Here is an 18257-nt window from a genome sequence, read left to right on the forward strand (position 1 = left end):
TCACCTAAATGGCGTGTTAGCCCGACGATATCATGTATTATTTAGGCTAGTTGCTTCATTATTTCATTTATGCAAACTGAGCTACAACCTCGGAAATTGCTAGATAGAGTCAGGGATCGCATACGGATTAAGCATTATTCCTCCCGCACCGAAGAAACCTATGTGCAGTGGATCAGACGGTTTATTTTGTTTCACAACAAGCGGCATCCTAGCGAGATGGGCGGCGATGAAGTCAATGACTTTTTGACCCATTTGGCAGTCAATGAAAACGTTGCTGCATCAACGCAAAATCAAGCCTTGAGCGCTATTTTGTTTCTATATCGAGAAGTCTTAGAACTTGAGTTAGGTCTTAACCTTGATGCAGTAAGGGCAAAGCGTCCCCGTAACTTACCGACAGTCTTAACTGTTGCAGAAATTTTAGAAATCTTAAATAATCTTACAGGTACTTATCAGATTATTGCTAAGTTACTATATGGTTCGGGATTACGATTAAATGAGGCGCTACAACTGCGCGTGAAGGATCTGGACTTTGCTCAGCAACAAATAATTGTCCGTGATAGCAAAGGCATGGAAAGCCGAGTTACGATGTTACCTCGCAATGTGATAGAACAACTTCAAGAACATTTACAAATTGTTAAACGTACTCATCAACAAGACCTAGCTAGAGGTTATGGTGAAGTGAATTTACCATTTACTTTGAACGAAAAATATCCCAATGCATCAAAAGAATGGATTTGGCAATATGTATTTCCTTCTAGCACGATCGCTAAAGATCCCCATAGTGAATTAATGTGCCGCTATCATATTCATGAAACTGGTATCCAAAAGGCATTAAAACAAGCTGTAAAGTCCGCCAAGATCGAAAAACGAGTTGGCTGTCATACCTTTCGTCACAGCTTTGCCACGCATTTGTTACAGAATGGCTATGACATTCGCACGGTGCAAGAATTACTGGGACACAAGGATGTGAAGACAACGATGATTTACACCCATGTGCTAAATCGTGGTGGGAAAGATGTAATTAGCCCCCTCGATTTCTAAAGGAAGTATAGCGGTTTTCAAATGAGTACACACTCATTTGAAAACAAAAAATCAGTCCCATTAAGAGTTTTGAGTTTTCATTTTGCCTACGGCAAAATGAAAACCGCTATAGCGAAGTATTGCAATGACAGAAAAGGGAGCGCTAAGCGCTCCCTTTTCGTTGACTTTATTGATTTATGTTCCTTCTGTCCAAGAATTGAGATAGTGGACTTGCTCAGGAGTGAGGGTGTCAATAGTGATGCCCATTGCTTGCAACTTCAAACGTGCAATCTCTTGGTCAATGTCCTTAGGAATTGGCACAACACCAGCAGGCAACTTGCCCTTGTTCTTAACGAGGAATTCACAGGCAAGAGCTTGGTTTGCGAAGCTCATGTCCATTACACTAGCAGGATGGCCTTCGGCAGCCGCAAGATTAACTAAGCGACCTTCACCGATGACGATGACCGACTTGCCAGACTTCAGCTTGTACTCTTGAGTGAAGTTACGCACAAAGCTTGCCGATTCGCTGAGATCGTTAAGCGCAACGAGGTCGATTTCTAGATCGAAGTGACCAGAGTTAGCCACGATCGCACCATCTTTCATGTTTTCAAAATGTTCGCGACGGATAACATGCTTGTTACCAGTGACGGTGATGAAGATATCGCCAACCTTAGCTGCTTCCGACATAGGCATCACGCGGAATCCATCCATTGCGGCTTCGATCGCGGCAACAGGGTTGATTTCGGTAACAACTACGTTTGCGCCTAAGCCCTTAGCACGCAATGCAACGCCCTTACCGCACCAGCCATAGCCAGCGACGACGATTACTTTACCTGCTAATAGGATATTGGTAGCGCGGATGATCCCGTCGAGGGTGGATTGACCAGTACCGTAACGGTTATCAAAGAAATGCTTGGTTTCTGCGTCATTAACAGCGATCGCAGGGAAGGTCAACTTGCCATCCTTGAACATGGCATTGAGGCGAACTAAACCTGTGGTGGTTTCTTCGGTAGTACCGATGATTTCAGGAATTTGATCGGCGTGGTGTAGTACCAAGGTGGTGGTTACGTCGCTACCATCATCAACGATGATGTGAGGACGGTGGGCAAGGGCAAGTTCAACGTGACGATGGTATGTAGCGTTATCTTCACCTTTGATTGCAAATACCGAAATCCCGTGATCGTAAACCAAGGAAGCAGCAACGTCATCTTGAGTCGAAAGAGGATTGCTGGCGATCAATACGGCATCTGCGCCAGCCGCTTTGAGGGCGATCGCAAGGTTTGCGGTTTCGGTGGTGACGTGGCAGCAAGCGGCGATGCGGATACCTGCAAGGGGCTTTTCGGCAGCAAAGCGATCGCGAATTTGACGTAATACGGGCATTTCGCGGCTAGCCCATTCGATGCGTTGTTTGCCTAGAGGTGCAAGAGTGATGTCCTTAATCTCGTGCTTAACGGTCACGGTTTCGGGCGCAATGGTAGTGGTCATGTATTGAGTTGAATTTTTTACAAAATTTAACCTCATTATATGCTAATCCCCATCACAGAGTTGCGGATCTTGCCCCTGCTTTTTTTAAGATGTCAATAATTTCGAGATGGCTTTTTTTAATGGCGATCGCTAAGGGTTTCGCAAAGCTATTACCAAAATTGACATCCGCACCATGTTTGATCAGCAGACGGACAATATTTGTATATCCACGGCTAGCAGCATCATAAAGCGGCGTATATCCCTCCACATAATAGTTAGGGTTCATACCGCGTTCTAATAAAAATTGCACCACCTCAGCCCGATTTTCAGCGATCGCTTCATCAAGAGCCGTATATCCGCCATCGGCTGCCAGCTCCAGTTTGGCTCCTTTATTAACTAACAGTTTCACGATTTCCAGATGCCCCATAGCTGCGGCTGTAGATAAGGGAGTACCGCCAATATAGGTATATTTGGGATTGCCATTCACATTTGCCCCATAGGCAATTAATAGTTTGGCAATTTCCAGACTATTGTTCTCAGCCACAATTTGTAAAATAGCTCTACCGTTTAAGGCTTCTTCCTCATTTTTATCAAGAGTATTAGGATCAGCGTTTCGAGATAAAGCCAATTTAGCTAAATCCAAATCCTCATTCTTAACCGCTTCCAGTAGAATCGCATTCTGTGGAACGGAATAGACTGGGCTTGTTTGAGACTGCTTAGTTAAGGGTGAGTTTAGAGTCTGATTACTTTGCGTTTTCTGTAGACTGAGTTTCGGTAGAGCCTCAGCAGCTCTTGTGGAAAATGTGGTAGCGATCACGATCGCTAGTAAGACCGAAGAAGTTGATTTCATTATCAAAATGATGTTGATGCAAGTATTTTAAATTTAGCCTCTGAACAGGTAGTCGGCTAAAATAATTAAACTTAAAAACGATCATTATCACGTTTAAAACAAAGATTTAGAGAGGACTTCGAGAAATGGCAAGATCGAAATCAAGATCAAACTATGGATGGGTATATTCTCCTAAAAAAGAGCCAAGTCCTAAAATACCCGAAGCTCTGAAAAAATTAGTACAGGAGCGTTTTCAAGAAGTTATTGACAACGATCTCAAACCTAATTGCATTCATCCGCCATCCCCCGAAGGCAAGCTCATGCACTTGGCAGATATTTTTGGCAAGTGGTATCGCAATTACTTTTACATTTGTGGAACCTATAAATATAAAAACCCCTTGACAGGTGAAGATTCTTCATCTGAGCACAAGTTTTCTCGATTTGAGTATATGGGAAGCGATCGCTTTAATGTTGCTTACATGCGCCACACAGAAAAGTTTTGGGAATTTATGCAAGATGTCACCCTAGAACAATGCCTTGAAGCATTGCAAACTCTACCGCATTTACGTCCGTTTTAGTTTGCTTTCTCTCATAGTTGCCTGTTTCCGCCATCAAAGGTGAGGAAGGAAACAATCCTCTGTACCTCACTTGTTGGGAAAGCGCTATATACTTGGGAAATAATGTAGAACATAGTGACATGATCGAGCCGATTGGATATATCTTGGGAACCAAAGATGCGACCCCCCTTGAGTTTTGGGTGGCGGTAAGTGATGGCAAAGTCCTACGTCTGGATGATGTCGTGCAAGTAAAAACCGATCGCCCCGATAAAAAAGGTGTCGTCAACTTCTATGGTGTCGTCGATCATGTGCGAACTATTCATGAAGGAACCCAATTTGATACGGATACATTTCTCGTTACCACTGGCAGTATGCCCGTAAATGTCTCCTATGCCGCCCATATCCAAGTCACCCGCATCGAGCCAGAAGAATATTTACCACCACAACCTAGCGATGCCGTCTATTTAGCCGAAGATGAGAATCTTCGCTTTGCGCTGAATTTTGATGGCATGGAGCAGCGCATCTCCGCAGGAATTATGCGAAATGGTAGTCCCGCCTATTTGAATTACGAATTTATCGATGGCACAAAGGGCGCTCATGTTAATATTTCGGGCATATCAGGCGTAGCGACAAAGACTTCCTTTGCCCTGTTTATTCTCCATTCCATTTTCAATTCGGCAGCACTAGGTTCTAAGAGAGCGAATACGAAGGCGCTAATTTTTAACGTTAAGGGAGAAGATTTATTCTTCTTAGATAAGCCCAATAACAAAATGCGGGAAGAGGATCGGGCAAGCTATCACATTCTCGATCTGCCCGTAGAGCCATTCCGTGATGTTAGGTTTTGCGTTGCGCCTAAGAAAAACACACAGGAAATCGAACCCCATCTCGATCAACGTTCCGATAATATTTCCGCCTATGTGTGGGGGATGCGTGAATTTTGTCGCGATCGCCTATTTCGGTTCTTGTTTGCAGGTGATGACCTAGAGCGAGGAAATATTGGCTTTTTAGCGAGTATTGTCGAGGAACGCTTAGCGAGATTAGCTGCGGATAATGACAAATATGATAAGAAGTTAGGATTTTTGCCGAGAACGAGTCTCGATCTAGATGATAGCTATGGCGAAGATGGCAAGGATAAAGTGGAAAACTTTCGAGATTTGATTGAATTTCTCGAAGATAAGTTGGTAGAGAATCCCGATCAAAAATGGCTAGGGCGTAATGCTCCTGCGACAGCCGAGGCGCTCACCCGTCGGATGTGGGGGATTGCCGATGAAATGGGACATCTGGTGCGTGGCGATCTCCCTGCGGAGGAGTTACAAAAGTATAAGCTCGATCCTCTGGCGGCGGAATATCAATTAACGATCGCGGATATCAACAAACTCGGTAGCAAAGCACAAAAGTTTGTGGTGGGTGTATTGCTACAAAAGCTGTTCATGGAAAAGGAAAAGCGCGGACAATATCCCGTTGTCTTTATCGTGCTTGATGAATTGAATAAATACGCCCCCAAGGAAGGTCGTAGCCCGATCAAAGATTTGTTAGTGGAAATTGCTGAACGAGGGCGATCGCTAGGCATTATCTTAATTGGAGCACAACAAACGGCTTCAGAAGTTGAGCGTCGTGTCGTTGGTCAAGCCGCCGTGCGCGTCGTTGGTCGTCTTGATTCTGCCGAGGTAGAGCGTCCTGAATATAACTTTTTAACAGGAGCCTGTCGGAAGCGATCGCTTCTTTTAAAGTCTGGCAGTATGTTTATCCACCAACCCGAAGTTCCATCACCTTTGCTAGTTGGTTTCCCTTTTCCTGCCTATGCAACGCGATTGCGCGAGGTGCAAATCAATGAAGTTGAGGAGAAGATTCTCAAAAGTAAAGTTAAGCGGCTTTAAATAGACTCAACGCCAACTGTACTACTAATTTCAATTAATGGAATTAATACACCATTTTGAATTTGTCCATTAGTACTCAACTCACTGTGACAGAGATAGAGGCGATCATCTGTGCGATCAAGTAAATCTCTGAGTAACCTTTGCAATCTCTGCATATCAGCTTGATTCTGCGATTCAACTGTCCACTTTTCACCATTCCAGCCCTTGAGGAATAAGGGTGCAGCAAATAGAGCTGCCGAGCCACCCTGTAACCACAGATCAGAGCTAGCATCCAGCCAAAATTGCCAACGATGGGAAAGTCTTGCCATGCGATATTGAAAAATCGTAGCCAGAACAACACTATCTTCAGGTAGGTTAGGCGCATAGGGATTGGCGGTAACAGTACCTTGGCGGATTAGCTGAATAAAATTTTCGAGAATTATCGACTCTTCCAAATCGAGACGATATCCTAATTGCCAATAATACTGAGCAGTTTCAATCAATGCTTGCAATGTGGCGGTATGCTCGTAACTGAGTTTACGCGGTTTAAAAAAGGATTGAATAGCGCGATCGATAAATAGAAGGGGTGCATCCTTAGGAGACTGTTGTTCTAGCCATTGACACAATTTTGTATAGGCTTGAGTAGCTTCATAGCCAAGGCGATTCCATTGGTTATAGGTTTCGGCAGCGAGCAAGTGGGGATTTTCAGGATGAGGAACAAAACAATAATTTGCAAGCATTCCCGCCCTTACGGGATCGATCGCTTCCGTCAGTACCACTAACATCTCGGCAATGTGATCACGGCTGACAAGTTTACCAAGATTGGGATAGCCCAAAGTGATCAATGTGAGAAGAGATCGCACTTGAGCTGAATGGGATAGTGGGCGCTGGTCGTTGAGGGGGAGAATATTAATTTCTTTTTTACGGAGAATTTCAGCGATCGCATAGTTAGCAATATTATCTAATCCGGGGGCAATAATGGCGATATCACTAGCCTTGACTTCTCCAGAGGCGATCGCCAAAGCAATCATATCAACGACATTTCGGAACAACTTGGCACGGGAAACTGATTCAATCGAGCGCACAGTTTCATAAGGTTCTATAAATTGCAAAATTGGCTCATTGACAATCGATAGAACAGATTCGGCAATCTCATAACCTAAGGTATTTTGAGAATGAGAAAGTTGAATCACTTCGCATTCCGCTTTGATTTCCTGCCAATAGTTAGGATCAGCTCCCAAACCTAACCTTGCGGAACCATCAGGATTAAAGGTAAAGATTCCTTGAGCATTATTTTTCAGCAAGAACTTACTTAAATCACAGGCGATCGCTGGCATTTCATCGGCGCGATCGATCATGACATAGCCAAATCTCTGTTTGAGTTTACGCTGATATTGAGGATTAGGAAGTAAGTGATGGGCAAATAAATCCGTAATAATCCCATAGGTTAGTAATCCCCTTTCCCAGCAATATTTTCGCCATTCCTGCAACGCTTCCCCTATCTCTTGCCACTGTTCTAATATGTCATTGGTTTCTATACTAGACTCCGCCTCATCAGAGTTTATAAGCAAATTAGTCTCAATACCTGCGTTCAAGATTGTAGGTATTTCATCAATATCGCGTACTGCATAGGCAGCCAACAGAAATAAATCTAGTAATCGCCGCACAAGACGTTCTCGCCCCACACCCTCCATTCTCAAAGTTCCAGTCTCAATTCGAGACTTCCATACTTGATCAGCTAATTCCTGTTCATTCTCAACACGCAATAGCAAAGGGAACTGCGCTTTTAAATCTAATTTCTGTACTAATAATGTCCAAAACAGGCGCACTTCATCACGAAAAAAGCTGAGGGGTGTAGCAGCCGTGACAGGATATTGCCCATGAGTTGCGAGTATTAGGCGATCGCTTAAATTCTGCCTTTGTCGTGAATCAACGGCTAAAACCAAAACTTTTTGAGAGGCAGCCTGAGGGTTAATCTGTTGAGCAAACTCAGTTTCCGACCAATGACAAAATTGCTGAATCATGCGCTCAGTTTTGCCGCTACGACTACCACCCTCAATCCACAAATTAGCCATGATCCCTTTTAGAATAGAATTGTGCTTCGCACAATTCTATTCTAAGTGTTTTTATGTGGCGATCGCATTTAGCTCGAAGTTTACATCAACACCGCAATCAGCCTGAAGCCAAGTTTTTACAGCTAGCAACCGTAGGACTCGATCAACGTCCGCGCAACCGCACCGTTGTATTTCGAGGCTTTCTCGAAAATGGCGATCGCTTCCAAACGCCTCTACAGGATTGTCTCAAAATCGTCACCGATCTTCGTAGCCAAAAACCTGCTCAAATTAATGCCAATCCTTGGGCGGAAGCAAGTTGGTATTTTACGAAAACGAGATCGCAGTTTCGGATTGCAGGAAAATTGCTATTGATCGATCAAGATTGCCCCAATGCAGAACTGCAATCTGCTCGTAATGAAACATGGCAAGCTCTGTCAGATCCTGCAAGAATTCAATTTTCATGGCCCTATCCTAAAGAAACAAGGGTACATTTCCCAAAAACCGAGCCACCTGATCCTGAAAAGCCGTTATCTTCTTTTTGTTTAATTTTATTAGAGCCTACGGAAGTCGATCGCCTTGAATTACGCGGCAATCCCCAAAATCGCTATCTATATTTTCGCGATGATCAAGGTAATTGGATAGAGCGGGAAGTCAATCCTTAAAGCATAGTAATAAAGGGTGACAATTTGCTCTGCCCTTTATTACCTCTAAAATTCTGCCATCTTTAGCATTATAGAAAAAAGATGTTATCTTAGAAAAATCATCCAAAAAAGACAAAATATTCACATCAAAAGTTAAGATTGCCGCTATTTAGGAGTTGCATTATGTCGAGATTGCTGGTTACACAGTATCAGGCGGAGGTTGAAAAAATTATTCGCTATGGTGGCTCGAAAAAAGAAACCAGCATTCGCAATGCTTTTGAGCGATTATTAAATGATTATTGCAAGCCTCGCAATTATTTGTTAGTTCCTGAATTGGACTTTAAGACTAAGTTCAATACGACGGTTTTTCCTGATGGCACGATTAAGGACGCGATTAGGCTAGAGCATGGCTGGTGGGAAAGTAAGGATGAATACGACAAACTGGATCTAGAAATTGAGAAGAAGTTTGAGAAGGGGTATCCCGATGAAAATATTTTGTTTGAGGATTCTCAAAATGCGGTTTTAATCCAGAATAGCCGTGAGGTGGGGCGCGTGGCGATGCGGGATGCGGATGCGCTCGATCGCCTACTCAATATTTTTGTCGATTATGAACGTCCAGAGGTGCGGGACTTTCGGGCGGCGATTACCAAGTTTAAGGAAGATATTCCCAGTATTCTCGATAAGTTGCGCGAGACGATTCAGGCTGCGGAGAAGGAAAATCAACAGTTTCGCGATCGCCGCAATGCGTTTTTAGAGGTATGTCGGCAGTCGATTAATCCTGAGATTGAGATTTTTGATGTCCATGAGATGTTGATTCAGCACATTCTCACGGAGGATATTTTTACAAATATTTTCCATGAGTCACAGTTTCATCGGGAGAATAATATTGCCCGTGAGTTGTCGGCGATGATCGATACGTTTTTTACGGGGACGACGCGCCGCAATACGTTGAAGAGTATTGAGTATTACTATGCGGTGATTCGCCGTAGTTCAGAGAATATTGCGAATCATCATGAGAAGCAGAAGTTTCTCAAGGCTCTCTATGAGAATTTTTACAAGGCTTATAATCCGAAGGCGGCGGATCGGTTGGGTATTGTGTATACGCCGAATGAGATCGTGCGATTTATGATCGAGAGTGCGGATTATCTGGTGCATAAGCATTTTGGCAAGTTGTTATCGGATGAGGGGGTGGAGATTCTCGATCCTTGTACGGGGACGGGAACCTATGTGACGGAGTTGATTGAGTATTTGCCAGCGCATAAGTTGGAGCATAAGTATAAGCATGAGATTCATTGTAATGAGATGGCGATTCTGCCCTATTACATTGCGAATTTAAATATTGAGTTTACCTATGCTCAGAAGATGGATAAGTATGAGGAGTTTAAGAATATTTGTCTAGTGGATACGCTGGATCATTGTGGGTTTGAGGGGAAGCAGTTTGATTTGTTTGCGATGAGTGTGCAGAATACGACAAGGATTCAGAATCAGAATGATCGCAAGATTTCGGTGATTATTGGCAATCCGCCGTATAACGCATGGCAAGAGAATTTCAATCAAAATAATGCGAATCGGGTTTATGGACAAATAGATAAACAGATTAAGGCGACTTACATCAAGCAGGGAACGGCGCAAAACCAAATCGCTGTGAGATTGTCAAGTAAAATGTGTAAAGTCTAGAAGCTAGACGTGGAGACGATCCTCGAAGAGGATGGCAAAGCGATTAAGAGCAGGTTTCCAATCACGAATCGGCATCGTCCGAGACTGTCAAGTAAAATGTGTAAAGTCTAGAAGCTAGACGTGGAGACGATCCTCGAAGAGGATGGCAAAGCGATTAAGAGCAGGTTTCCAATCACGAATCGGCATCGTCCACTTCTTCGAGATATTCCGCATTGCTAAATAAACGAGCTTGAAAGCAGCATCATCAGAGGGAAAAATCTGTTGGGATTTAATCACCTTCCGCAAACTACTGTTCATCGACTCAATCGCATTGGTGGTATAAATCGCCCTGCGAATCTCGGTCGGGAAAGCAAAGAAGGGGATAATGTTTGCCCAATGACTGCGCCAAGACTTGGAGATTGATGGATATTGCTTGTCCCACTTTTCAGCAAAGAGTTCGAGATTAAACTCAGCCTCCGATTCCGTCGCCGCGCTATAAATAGCCTTGAGGTCAGCACAAACTTGCTTGCGTTGTTGCCAAGGTACAAAAGCGACCGAGTTTCTGACCATGTGGACAATGCATAACTGCACCTGAGTTTTAGGAAATACCGTCTCAATCGCATTAGGGAAACCAGTCAAGCCATCGACACAGGCAATCAAAATATCTTTGACCCCACGGTTGTGAATTTCGGTGAGTACTGACAACCAGAATTTCGCACCTTCATTCGGAGAAATCCACATACCCAGTAATTCCTTGTACCCGTCCATATTCACGCCCAAGGCAAAGTACAAGGATTTGTTAATCACTCTGCCATTGTCTCGGACTTTGATGACTAGACAGTCCAGAAAGACGATTGGATAGACTGCTTCAAGGGGACGGTTTTGCCATTGCTTCACCTCGTCAATTACTGCATCTGTAACATTGGAAATAAGTGTTGGTGATACTTCAACACCATACATTTCTTGCAACTGGGCTTGAATATCCCTGACACTCATACCTCGTGCGTAGAGAGCAATGATCTTTTCATCTAGTCCTGACAAGCGACTTTGTCCTTTCTTCACCATCTGCGGTTCAAACTCCCCTTGCCGATCTCGGGGGACTGCGATTTCGGCTACGCCAAAGTCACCTTGCACTTTTTTCTGGCTATAGCCATTGCGACTGTTGGTTTGTCCTTCTGGTCTTGGTTCGTGCTTACCGTATCCCAGATGGGTTGATAGTTCTGCTTCCAAGGCTCTCTCCACCAACGCGGTTGTCAGTTGTTTCAGAATGCCTCCTTCTCCGAATAGGTCAGGTGGTGTTTTACATTCTTGCAGCAATTCGTCGAGCAATTCTTTGCGTATATTCATCAGTTTTAGTGTTGGTAATTGTGTGTCTAGATCATCTCTCTGTATATATCCCAGACTTTACACACTTCACTTTACACTCTCATCGCTGTCTATGATATGTATACGCGCTTCTATCGTTGGGCAAGCGATCGCCTTGGTAAAAATGGTTTAGTTGCATTTATCACCAATCGCTCATTTATTGATTCGCAAACATTTGATGGATTTCGTAGGTGTTTGGCAGATGAGTTTGATTATATTTACATTGTTGATACGCAGTCAGATGTGAGAAGTAATCCTAAAATTTCTGGCACAAAAAATAATGTCTTTGGTATCCAAACTGGCGTTGCTATAATGTTTTTAGTTAAAAATCATGAGGAGAAAAGAAAATGAACGCTCAACTTATGGTTCAACCATCTTCTTTTGTTGATTCTGGAATACAGATGAAGCGAGTCCGTAATTTGTATTTATTCAAGTTTAATGATGATTTACAGGATCGGCTTGAATTTTTGAATGAGAAAAAAAGAGATTTAAAATTAACCTCAGAAGAAGATTCTGAGTTAAAAGGAATCCTTGAACTAGACCGCATTTTTACATTATTAAACGCTAAAGTCATTGCTGAGTCTGCTTAAACATGTCTATTTCTAAAGAGATTCGTCAGCAAGTTCGAGACAGAGCCAATTATTTATGTGAATATTGTCATTCTTCAGAAGATGCGAGTGCAGCAAGATTTGAGATCGATCATATTAAACCGCGTTCTTTAGGTGGTTCAGACAAACTTGATAATTTAGCTTTGGCTTGTCAAAGATGTAACGGCTATCGTTATAATTTCACAGAAGGACTTGATCCTAATTCTTTGATTTCTGTGATCTTATTTAACCCACGTTTAGATAGTTGGAACGATCACTTTATCTGGACAAGTGACAGATTAAAAATCAAAGGTAAAACTTCAATTGGTCGTGCAACTTGCGATCGCTTAGATTTGAATGATGATAAACATAATGATAGTGCGATCGTGACGGCGCGACGTTTATGGATTCGTGGCGGATGGCATCCTCCATTAGGTGATGGTATAGAGGTTAATAATGGAAAAGGATAAAGCGAGAATTTTTTACTTTACGTTGAGGGATGAGCAAACTAAGGATGAAAAGCTAGATTGGTTTGCAAATATAAAGATTGAGAATATTCCTTTTGAGCAGATTAAGCCAGATAAAAAGGCTAATTGGGTAAATCAAACTGATAATGATTTTGATGATTTATTGCCTTTGGTTGATAAAGAAGTAAAAGCAGGAAAATCGGAAGAAGCAATTTTTCAATTTTTTTCAGCAGGAATTAAAACTCAGCGTGATGAATGGGTTTATGATTTCTCAGAAGATATTTTAGTCAAAAAAATCAAATATCTTGTTAGTGCTTATATGGAGCAGTTAACAAAAGGTTCAACAAGAGATTTTGACGTTAAGTGGGATCGAGAAACAACTAAGTATTTAGTTCGTAATATCTCCAAAACCTTTAAAAAATCTCAGATTTTTAAAGGTTCATACCGTCCCTACACAAAGCAATATTTTTATTTTGATAAACATTTCAATGGGATGACTTATCAATGGTTCAATATTTTCAATCCAGAAACTCAAGATAATTTATATTTATCTTTTGTCGCCATAGGAAATAATTTACCTTTTCATTGTTTGGCTAGTAATACAATTATAGATCTTCATTTTACAGGTGATTCTCAATGTCTTCCTCTTTTTCGTTATGATGAAAATGGAGATCGCATTGAGAATATTACTGATTGGGCTTTGGAGAGGTTCCGCGAGCGTTATCTGCCCTCACCCCCAGCCCCTCTCCCGCAGGAGAGGGGAGCAAGAGAACCCTCACCCCCAGCCCCTCTCCCGCAGGAGAGGGGAGCAAGATTGGAGCAGGAGAGGGATGGAGGATTAGATCCTGATTTGGTGCGTTTGGTGGGGGCTAGACGGGATATTCCTGAAGCTTTGTTGCAAAAGGCTAAAGAGTTGCGGCAAAAGCAAACTCCAGCAGAACAGGTGTTATGGCAGTGTTTACGCGCAAATCAGCTACATGGTGCAAAATTTCGCAGACAACACAACATTGGTCAATATATCGTTGATTTTTACTGCCATGCAGCCAAACTCGTCATCGAGCTAGATGGTGGAATCCATGAATTACAAAAAGACCGAGACAGCGATCGCGACACATACCTAAAAGCCAACGGCTTACAAGTCCTCCGCTTCCAAAACGAAGAAATTACCCAAAACCTCCCCCAAATCCTCCAAACCATCTCGCAATTTCTCTTTCTCCCCTCTCCTGCGGGAGAGGGGCAGGGGGTGAGGGCAGAAACTCCTGCGGGAGAGGGGCTAGGGGTGAGGGCAGACTCTCTTGCTACGGAAGAGTTGAGGGCAGAAACTCCTACTCTCTTGTCCCCCTCTCCTGCGGGAGAGGGGCTAGGGGTGAGGGCAGAAACAATCACCAAACTCGACATCTTCCATTACACCTACGCCGTCCTTCACCATCCAGCCTACCGCACCAAATACGAACTCAACCTCAAACGCGAATTTCCTCGACTTCCCTTTTACGAAGACTTCCATCAATGGGCATCATGGGGCAAAGCTCTAATGGACTTACATCTCAACTACGAAACCATCGAACCCTACGGACTACAACGAGTCGAAATTGCCACCAAAGACAACCCCAAAGCCAAACTCAAAGCCGATAAAACCAACGGTGTGATTAGCCTTGATGATAATACCCAGTTAACAGGTGTACCAGCGATCGCATGGGAATACAAACTCGGAAATCGTTCCGCCCTTGAATGGATACTCGATCAATACAAAGAAAAGAAGCCCAAAGATCCCACTATTGCCAAGCTTTTCAATACCTACAAATTTGCTGACTATAAAGAGCAAGTCATCGATTTACTACAAAGAGTCTGCACAGTCAGCGTCAAGACAATGGAAATTATTCAACTTATGTGAGCTTCCAAAATATGAAAATTATAATCGAGCTATTTAGACTGTTTATTACCGTAACGGATAAAATCAACTAACCGCTTTGGTAAATTAATCAAGCCCTTCCACAACCTAATAAAGAAATTTTCGATTTTGAGAATAATGGCATCGAGCCAAAAGATTACGGTCATTACAGGGTTATAGACATAGCCTAAAAGCGTTGCCTTAGCTTCAATCCATGCTCTTAACGGGCGCTCATTTTCTGTATCTGAAGTTGAATTTTGATAGGCTAATGTTTCTTCTTCAAAGAGCAAACTTCCTTCGATTCGATCTTGAGAAATTTGTGTAGTTGTGGTTTCAAAACTTTGTAACTCTCCTGAAGAGTTAATTGCTGTCATATCTTGAGACTTCGTAAAGGCATGAGATTCATATTCCAAAGGAAGCGGCCAAGGTCCATTATCATCACCAAAGACATCTTCCATTGTTAGCCATGATTCCTCGCTGGGAGCTATATCAGAAGTTTCATCTAGAGTAGGTTTTGATAACTGTCTCCCAAAGAAATAGGCAATCGCTTCGGCAATCAATCTCTGTAAACGTTCAAGCTGATCGTCAACTTTGAGTTCATCGGAACTTTCAGAACTAGATTTTTTAGCTTTATTTGGAGATTCCTGAGAACTGGTTTGGAGCTTATCGGCAGCTTCTCCCGATAGAAATTCTGACGCTTTTTCTTGGAAATCCTCAAGGACATCACTAGATGTTACTGCCTCGCCATCAAGCACACGTTTACCAATAAAATAGGCGATCGCGGCAGCAATCAATTCTCGTAATCGCTCTAGATTGATATTTTGAGTTAATGGTGCATTTTCTTTGATCGCACCCGTTGATTTAGCACGTCGTCGCCGCAATTTGGGACTAGAGGGTAAAGCATCAGATTCTGTACCTGATAAATCTATTAATTCTTCATCACTAGCTAAATTTTGTTCTTGAGTATTAGCTTGATTGCCATGACCAAAAAAATAGGCGATCGCTGCTTCGATCAAACGGCGCAATTGCTCTAGACTGCGATTTTTCCCTAGGGCGACATTTTCCGCCAAACCATTACTTTCTTTTAAGGCATTCTCCTCAGCTTGACGTTGCTCCACCTGTTGCTGCCAGATTTCCGCAAAGATCCGATTGGCAATTATTCTTGGCTCTAATTCAGGATTATCGATGTTCGCGAGATTATCAGGCTGGCGCTTGACGATCGCGGCAATATTGCGATCTAGTTGGATTTTGGTACGATCGATCCAATTTAAAAATTTGACTAAAGGTCTTAAGAGTAAAGGAATTTCTGGGGAGATTTCGGGCTTTGGTAACTCTTGCTCAATTGCCTGCTCAATATTTTCAGTATTTGCCTCAGATTCCGATAATAACCCGACGGACTCAGGTTGCGATCGCAGTTTTTCTCTATCCTCAGTTTTAGTACGACCTAGTGCAGGAAAAATCCGCTTAGTCGTCGAAGCAACCAGATACACAGGATATAAAGCCGCTTTTGCTACTTGATAGGCAAGCAAGCGCGGTAAGTCCTTCACGCTGGGCATCTGCTTTAATTGGCGATCAATTAATCGTCTTGCACTGCGTCCTAATTTGGCAGGCAAGGATTGATCGATCCAATTAAAGAGGCGGCTTTGAAAACGTGGCATAGATACATCATAAAAAAGAAAGGCGCGATCGCCAATAAAAAAGGTCTGTCAATGGGTGAAGGGGGAGGTAAACTTCAAACAATGGGTAAAAGTTATAAGAAATTCACATGCTGTCATTTCGGCAAAGCGATGGGAATGATAGTCTCAGTGGGCTTTGTCCAAAGTCATGAGTTTATCTGTTCCCTTATCCATTTCCTAAACTCACGGATCAATTTATTATCGTCATTGACTGACTGTTGCAAAAATTGATTAAGAACCTCACTAGAAACCATCGGGAATGCAAGACTAAACTCGCTCTCTAAATATTCACTAGCTTCCAATTTATAAATGCGAATACTCGAAGCACTATACTTCCATATCTCAGGTACACCTAAATCCCGATAAATTGCAAATCTACGGTTGCTAGGACTAGTGATATCAACTTCCACCACTAAATCAGGAGGCGGATCAATCGCAAGGTCAATTTCACGCCCATTAATGCGATCGTAGTTTTGGATATAAAAGCAACAGTCTGGCTCTACACCCACAGCCAAGTCTTCCCGATTTAACGTTGTGGAACCAAATCCCCTTATCCCTAAATCTAATTCCTCTGTCAGTGCAATGATTATTCTCTCTAGAAGATAATTAATGGCTTCATGCAATCCCAAAGGCATTTTTATTTCTAAAACTCCATGATAGTAAGCCAAAAGAATTGATCGCTGGTCGCCCATATCATTCAGCATGGATTGATAGGTTTGCCAACTAATATTGGGCAATACAGCGTTATTAGCCGAAGATGCTGTGGTTTCGGGTTTTATGATTGGTGTAATAGTCATAACGGGTTGCTACTACGACTTTATTTAAAGTTGCTGAAAATTTGAGATGCATTAAATAACTTGTAGCACAAAACAGCAAAATGCCCCTTTACACAAAAAGACTTCGAGCGTTGCTCGAAGTCTTTTTGTGTTTTCAAATAATTTGCAAAGCAAATTATTTAAACAAATTAGAACAAGCCCAAGGTCAAAGACTTGTCAATGGGCAAGGTGGAACCGATACCCAAGTAAAGGGTAAAAGCAGTACCAAAGAGGAATACTGCCATCGCTACAGGACGACGGAAAGGATTTTGGAACTTGTTAACATTCTCGATGAAGGGAATGAGGATCAAGCCAACGGGAATCAAGCTTTGGAGCAGTACACCCAAAAGCTTGTTAGGTACGATCCGCAAAATTTGGAATGCAGGATACAAGAACCACTCTGGCAAAATTTCCAAAGGAGTTGCGAAAGGATTTGCAGGTTCGCCAACCAAGGTGGGGTCAAGCACTGCCAAACCAGTAATCAAAGCGATCGTGCCAGTAATTACAACGGGGAACATGTACAACAAGTCATTCGGCCAAGCTGGTTCGCCGTAGTAGTTGTGACCCATGTTCTTTTCCAACTTGGCGCGCAAGATTGGATCATTCAAATCGGGGAGCTTTTCAGTCTTTGCCATTTTATTGCTCTACTATTGCAATGTATTTTTTCTAAAATTATCTAATACGAAAATCCTAAATTTGGTTGTAAGATAACAAACCTTACAAAGGACCAGAAATACCTTGCTTACGGATCATCAAAAAGTGAGCAAGCATGAATACAGCGATCAACCAAGGCAATACAAAGGTGTGCAAGCTGTAGAAACGGGTAAGGGTTGCTTGACCAACGCTTTGACCGCCACGAAGTAGTTCAACTAAGGTTCCGCCAACGACAGGAATTGCTTCAGGTACGCCAGATACGATCTTTACCGCCCAGTAGCCGACTTGATCCCAAGGTAAGGAATAGCCAGTTACACCGAAGGTAACGGTGATTACGGCAAGGATTACGCCAGTAACCCAAGTCAATTCGCGGGGTTTTTTGAAACCCCCAGTCAAGTACACACGGAAAACGTGCAAGATCATCATCAAGACCATCATGCTAGCTGACCAACGGTGGATTGAGCGAATCAACCAACCGAAGTTAACGTCGGTCATGATGTAGCGGACTGAGTCAAATGCTTCAGTAACCGAGGGCTTGTAGTAAAAGGTCATCGCGAAACCTGTCGCGAACTGAATTAGGAAGCAGGTGAGGGTGATGCCACCTAAACAATAAAAAATATTGACATGGGGGGGAACGTACTTACTAGTAACGTCCTCGGCGATCGCCCCGACTTCAAGGCGATCGTTAAACCAATCGTAAACTTTACTCATGTAATTGAAAAACCCAA

14 protein-coding genes and 4 pseudogenes are annotated in these 18257 nt (G+C 42.8%); 10 read left to right on the forward strand and 8 right to left on the reverse strand.

Features of this window, described 5'->3' with window-relative positions:
• Positions 1-69 precede the first annotated feature (69 nt).
• A complete protein-coding gene (locus NMG48_RS21415; RefSeq protein WP_271253412.1) occupies positions 70-1041 on the forward strand; it encodes an integron integrase in 972 nt (323 codons plus the stop codon).
• Between the two features lie 174 nt (positions 1042-1215).
• Here NMG48_RS21415 and ahcY read toward each other — a convergent pair whose 3' ends face one another.
• Both ahcY and NMG48_RS21425 read right to left on the reverse strand, forming a co-directional pair.
• Positions 1216-2505, reverse strand: coding sequence for an adenosylhomocysteinase (gene ahcY / locus NMG48_RS21420; RefSeq protein ID WP_271253413.1), 1290 nt, complete (start codon positions 2503-2505; stop codon positions 1216-1218).
• A 52-nt stretch (positions 2506-2557) separates the two neighbouring features.
• The gene (locus tag NMG48_RS21425; RefSeq protein WP_271253414.1) at positions 2558-3334 is read right to left on the reverse strand and encodes an ankyrin repeat domain-containing protein; all 777 of its coding nucleotides are present in this window, start codon (positions 3332-3334) and stop codon (positions 2558-2560) included.
• A 125-nt stretch (positions 3335-3459) separates the two neighbouring features.
• Here NMG48_RS21425 and NMG48_RS21430 point away from each other — a divergent pair, with 125 nt between their 5' ends.
• The gene (locus NMG48_RS21430; protein ID WP_271253415.1) at positions 3460-3891 is read left to right on the forward strand and encodes a DUF3024 domain-containing protein; all 432 of its coding nucleotides are present in this window, start codon (positions 3460-3462) and stop codon (positions 3889-3891) included.
• Positions 3892-4010: 119 nt separating this feature from the next.
• Entirely contained in the window at positions 4011-5747 is a 1737-nt protein-coding gene (locus tag NMG48_RS21435; RefSeq protein ID WP_271253416.1) for an ATP-binding protein, read from the forward strand.
• Here NMG48_RS21435 and NMG48_RS21440 read toward each other — a convergent pair.
• Positions 5744-7801 carry a hypothetical protein gene (locus NMG48_RS21440; RefSeq protein ID WP_271253417.1) on the reverse strand — a complete coding sequence of 686 codons (2058 nt, stop codon included), beginning with the start codon at positions 7799-7801 and terminating at the stop codon, positions 5744-5746. The genes NMG48_RS21435 and NMG48_RS21440 overlap by 4 nt on opposite strands.
• Before the next feature lie 53 nt (positions 7802-7854).
• On the opposite strand from NMG48_RS21440, the gene NMG48_RS21445 reads away from it, so the two are divergent.
• Positions 7855-8442 carry an Npun_F5749 family FMN-dependent PPOX-type flavoprotein gene (locus tag NMG48_RS21445; RefSeq protein WP_271253418.1) on the forward strand — a complete coding sequence of 196 codons (588 nt, stop codon included), beginning with the start codon at positions 7855-7857 and terminating at the stop codon, positions 8440-8442.
• 162 nt (positions 8443-8604) lie between these two features.
• Positions 8605-10068 (forward strand): annotated as a pseudogene (locus NMG48_RS21450) (N-6 DNA methylase); the annotation flags it as partial.
• A 144-nt stretch (positions 10069-10212) separates the two neighbouring features.
• On the opposite strand, the gene NMG48_RS21455 reads toward NMG48_RS21450, so the two are convergent.
• Positions 10213-11424 carry an IS256 family transposase gene (locus NMG48_RS21455; RefSeq protein WP_271251743.1) on the reverse strand — a complete coding sequence of 404 codons (1212 nt, stop codon included), beginning with the start codon at positions 11422-11424 and terminating at the stop codon, positions 10213-10215.
• Positions 11425-11511: 87 nt separating this feature from the next.
• Here NMG48_RS21455 and NMG48_RS21460 point away from each other — a divergent pair.
• The 5 genes and pseudogenes from NMG48_RS21460 to NMG48_RS21760 all read left to right on the forward strand — a co-directional run.
• Positions 11512-11769: pseudogene (locus NMG48_RS21460) on the forward strand (hypothetical protein); the annotation flags it as partial.
• Between the two features lie 20 nt (positions 11770-11789).
• Positions 11790-12032: a hypothetical protein gene (locus tag NMG48_RS21465; protein ID WP_271253421.1), complete on the forward strand. Its 243-nt coding sequence runs from the start codon at positions 11790-11792 to the stop codon at positions 12030-12032.
• A gap of 2 nt (positions 12033-12034) precedes the next feature.
• A complete protein-coding gene (locus tag NMG48_RS21470; RefSeq protein ID WP_271253422.1) occupies positions 12035-12499 on the forward strand; it encodes an HNH endonuclease in 465 nt (154 codons plus the stop codon).
• Positions 12486-13646 (forward strand): annotated as a pseudogene (locus tag NMG48_RS21755) (type ISP restriction/modification enzyme); the annotation flags it as partial. The gene NMG48_RS21470 and the pseudogene NMG48_RS21755, both read left to right, overlap by 14 nt.
• A gap of 225 nt (positions 13647-13871) precedes the next feature.
• A pseudogene (locus NMG48_RS21760) lies at positions 13872-14387 on the forward strand (type ISP restriction/modification enzyme); the annotation flags it as partial.
• Between the two features lie 29 nt (positions 14388-14416).
• Here the strand turns inward: NMG48_RS21760 and NMG48_RS21480 are convergent.
• The 4 genes from NMG48_RS21480 to petB form a co-directional block, all read right to left on the reverse strand.
• The gene (locus NMG48_RS21480; protein ID WP_271253424.1) at positions 14417-16042 is read right to left on the reverse strand and encodes a hypothetical protein; all 1626 of its coding nucleotides are present in this window, start codon (positions 16040-16042) and stop codon (positions 14417-14419) included.
• Between the two features lie 164 nt (positions 16043-16206).
• Entirely contained in the window at positions 16207-16857 is a 651-nt protein-coding gene (locus tag NMG48_RS21485) for a Uma2 family endonuclease (protein WP_271253425.1), read from the reverse strand.
• Between the two features lie 167 nt (positions 16858-17024).
• The gene (petD, locus tag NMG48_RS21490; RefSeq protein ID WP_126386221.1) at positions 17025-17510 is read right to left on the reverse strand and encodes a cytochrome b6-f complex subunit IV; all 486 of its coding nucleotides are present in this window, start codon (positions 17508-17510) and stop codon (positions 17025-17027) included.
• Between the two features lie 82 nt (positions 17511-17592).
• Complete coding sequence (gene petB, locus NMG48_RS21495) at positions 17593-18240, reverse strand: cytochrome b6 (RefSeq protein ID WP_126386220.1); 648 nt, start codon at positions 18238-18240, stop codon at positions 17593-17595.
• Positions 18241-18257: the final 17 nt, after the last annotated feature.

The sequence above is a fragment of the Pseudanabaena sp. Chao 1811 genome (genome assembly GCF_027942295.1).
GTDB lineage: Bacteria > Cyanobacteriota > Cyanobacteriia > Pseudanabaenales > Pseudanabaenaceae > Pseudanabaena.

Excerpts from the sequence above, each read along its gene's own strand:
- NMG48_RS21415 (WP_271253412.1), top strand. The coding sequence starts at position 70 with ATGCAAACTGAGCTACAACCTCGGAAATTGCTAGATAGAGTCAGGGAT.
- ahcY (WP_271253413.1), bottom strand. The coding sequence starts at position 2,505 with ATGACCACTACCATTGCGCCCGAAACCGTGACCGTTAAGCACGAGATT.
- NMG48_RS21425 (WP_271253414.1), bottom strand. The coding sequence starts at position 3,334 with ATGAAATCAACTTCTTCGGTCTTACTAGCGATCGTGATCGCTACCACA.
- NMG48_RS21430 (WP_271253415.1), top strand. The coding sequence starts at position 3,460 with ATGGCAAGATCGAAATCAAGATCAAACTATGGATGGGTATATTCTCCT.
- NMG48_RS21435 (WP_271253416.1), top strand. The coding sequence starts at position 4,011 with ATGATCGAGCCGATTGGATATATCTTGGGAACCAAAGATGCGACCCCC.
- NMG48_RS21440 (WP_271253417.1), bottom strand. The coding sequence starts at position 7,801 with ATGGCTAATTTGTGGATTGAGGGTGGTAGTCGTAGCGGCAAAACTGAG.
- NMG48_RS21445 (WP_271253418.1), top strand. The coding sequence starts at position 7,855 with ATGTGGCGATCGCATTTAGCTCGAAGTTTACATCAACACCGCAATCAG.
- NMG48_RS21455 (WP_271251743.1), bottom strand. The coding sequence starts at position 11,424 with ATGAATATACGCAAAGAATTGCTCGACGAATTGCTGCAAGAATGTAAA.
- NMG48_RS21465 (WP_271253421.1), top strand. The coding sequence starts at position 11,790 with ATGAACGCTCAACTTATGGTTCAACCATCTTCTTTTGTTGATTCTGGA.
- NMG48_RS21470 (WP_271253422.1), top strand. The coding sequence starts at position 12,035 with ATGTCTATTTCTAAAGAGATTCGTCAGCAAGTTCGAGACAGAGCCAAT.
- NMG48_RS21480 (WP_271253424.1), bottom strand. The coding sequence starts at position 16,042 with ATGCCACGTTTTCAAAGCCGCCTCTTTAATTGGATCGATCAATCCTTG.
- NMG48_RS21485 (WP_271253425.1), bottom strand. The coding sequence starts at position 16,857 with ATGACTATTACACCAATCATAAAACCCGAAACCACAGCATCTTCGGCT.
- petD (WP_126386221.1), bottom strand. The coding sequence starts at position 17,510 with ATGGCAAAGACTGAAAAGCTCCCCGATTTGAATGATCCAATCTTGCGC.
- petB (WP_126386220.1), bottom strand. The coding sequence starts at position 18,240 with ATGAGTAAAGTTTACGATTGGTTTAACGATCGCCTTGAAGTCGGGGCG.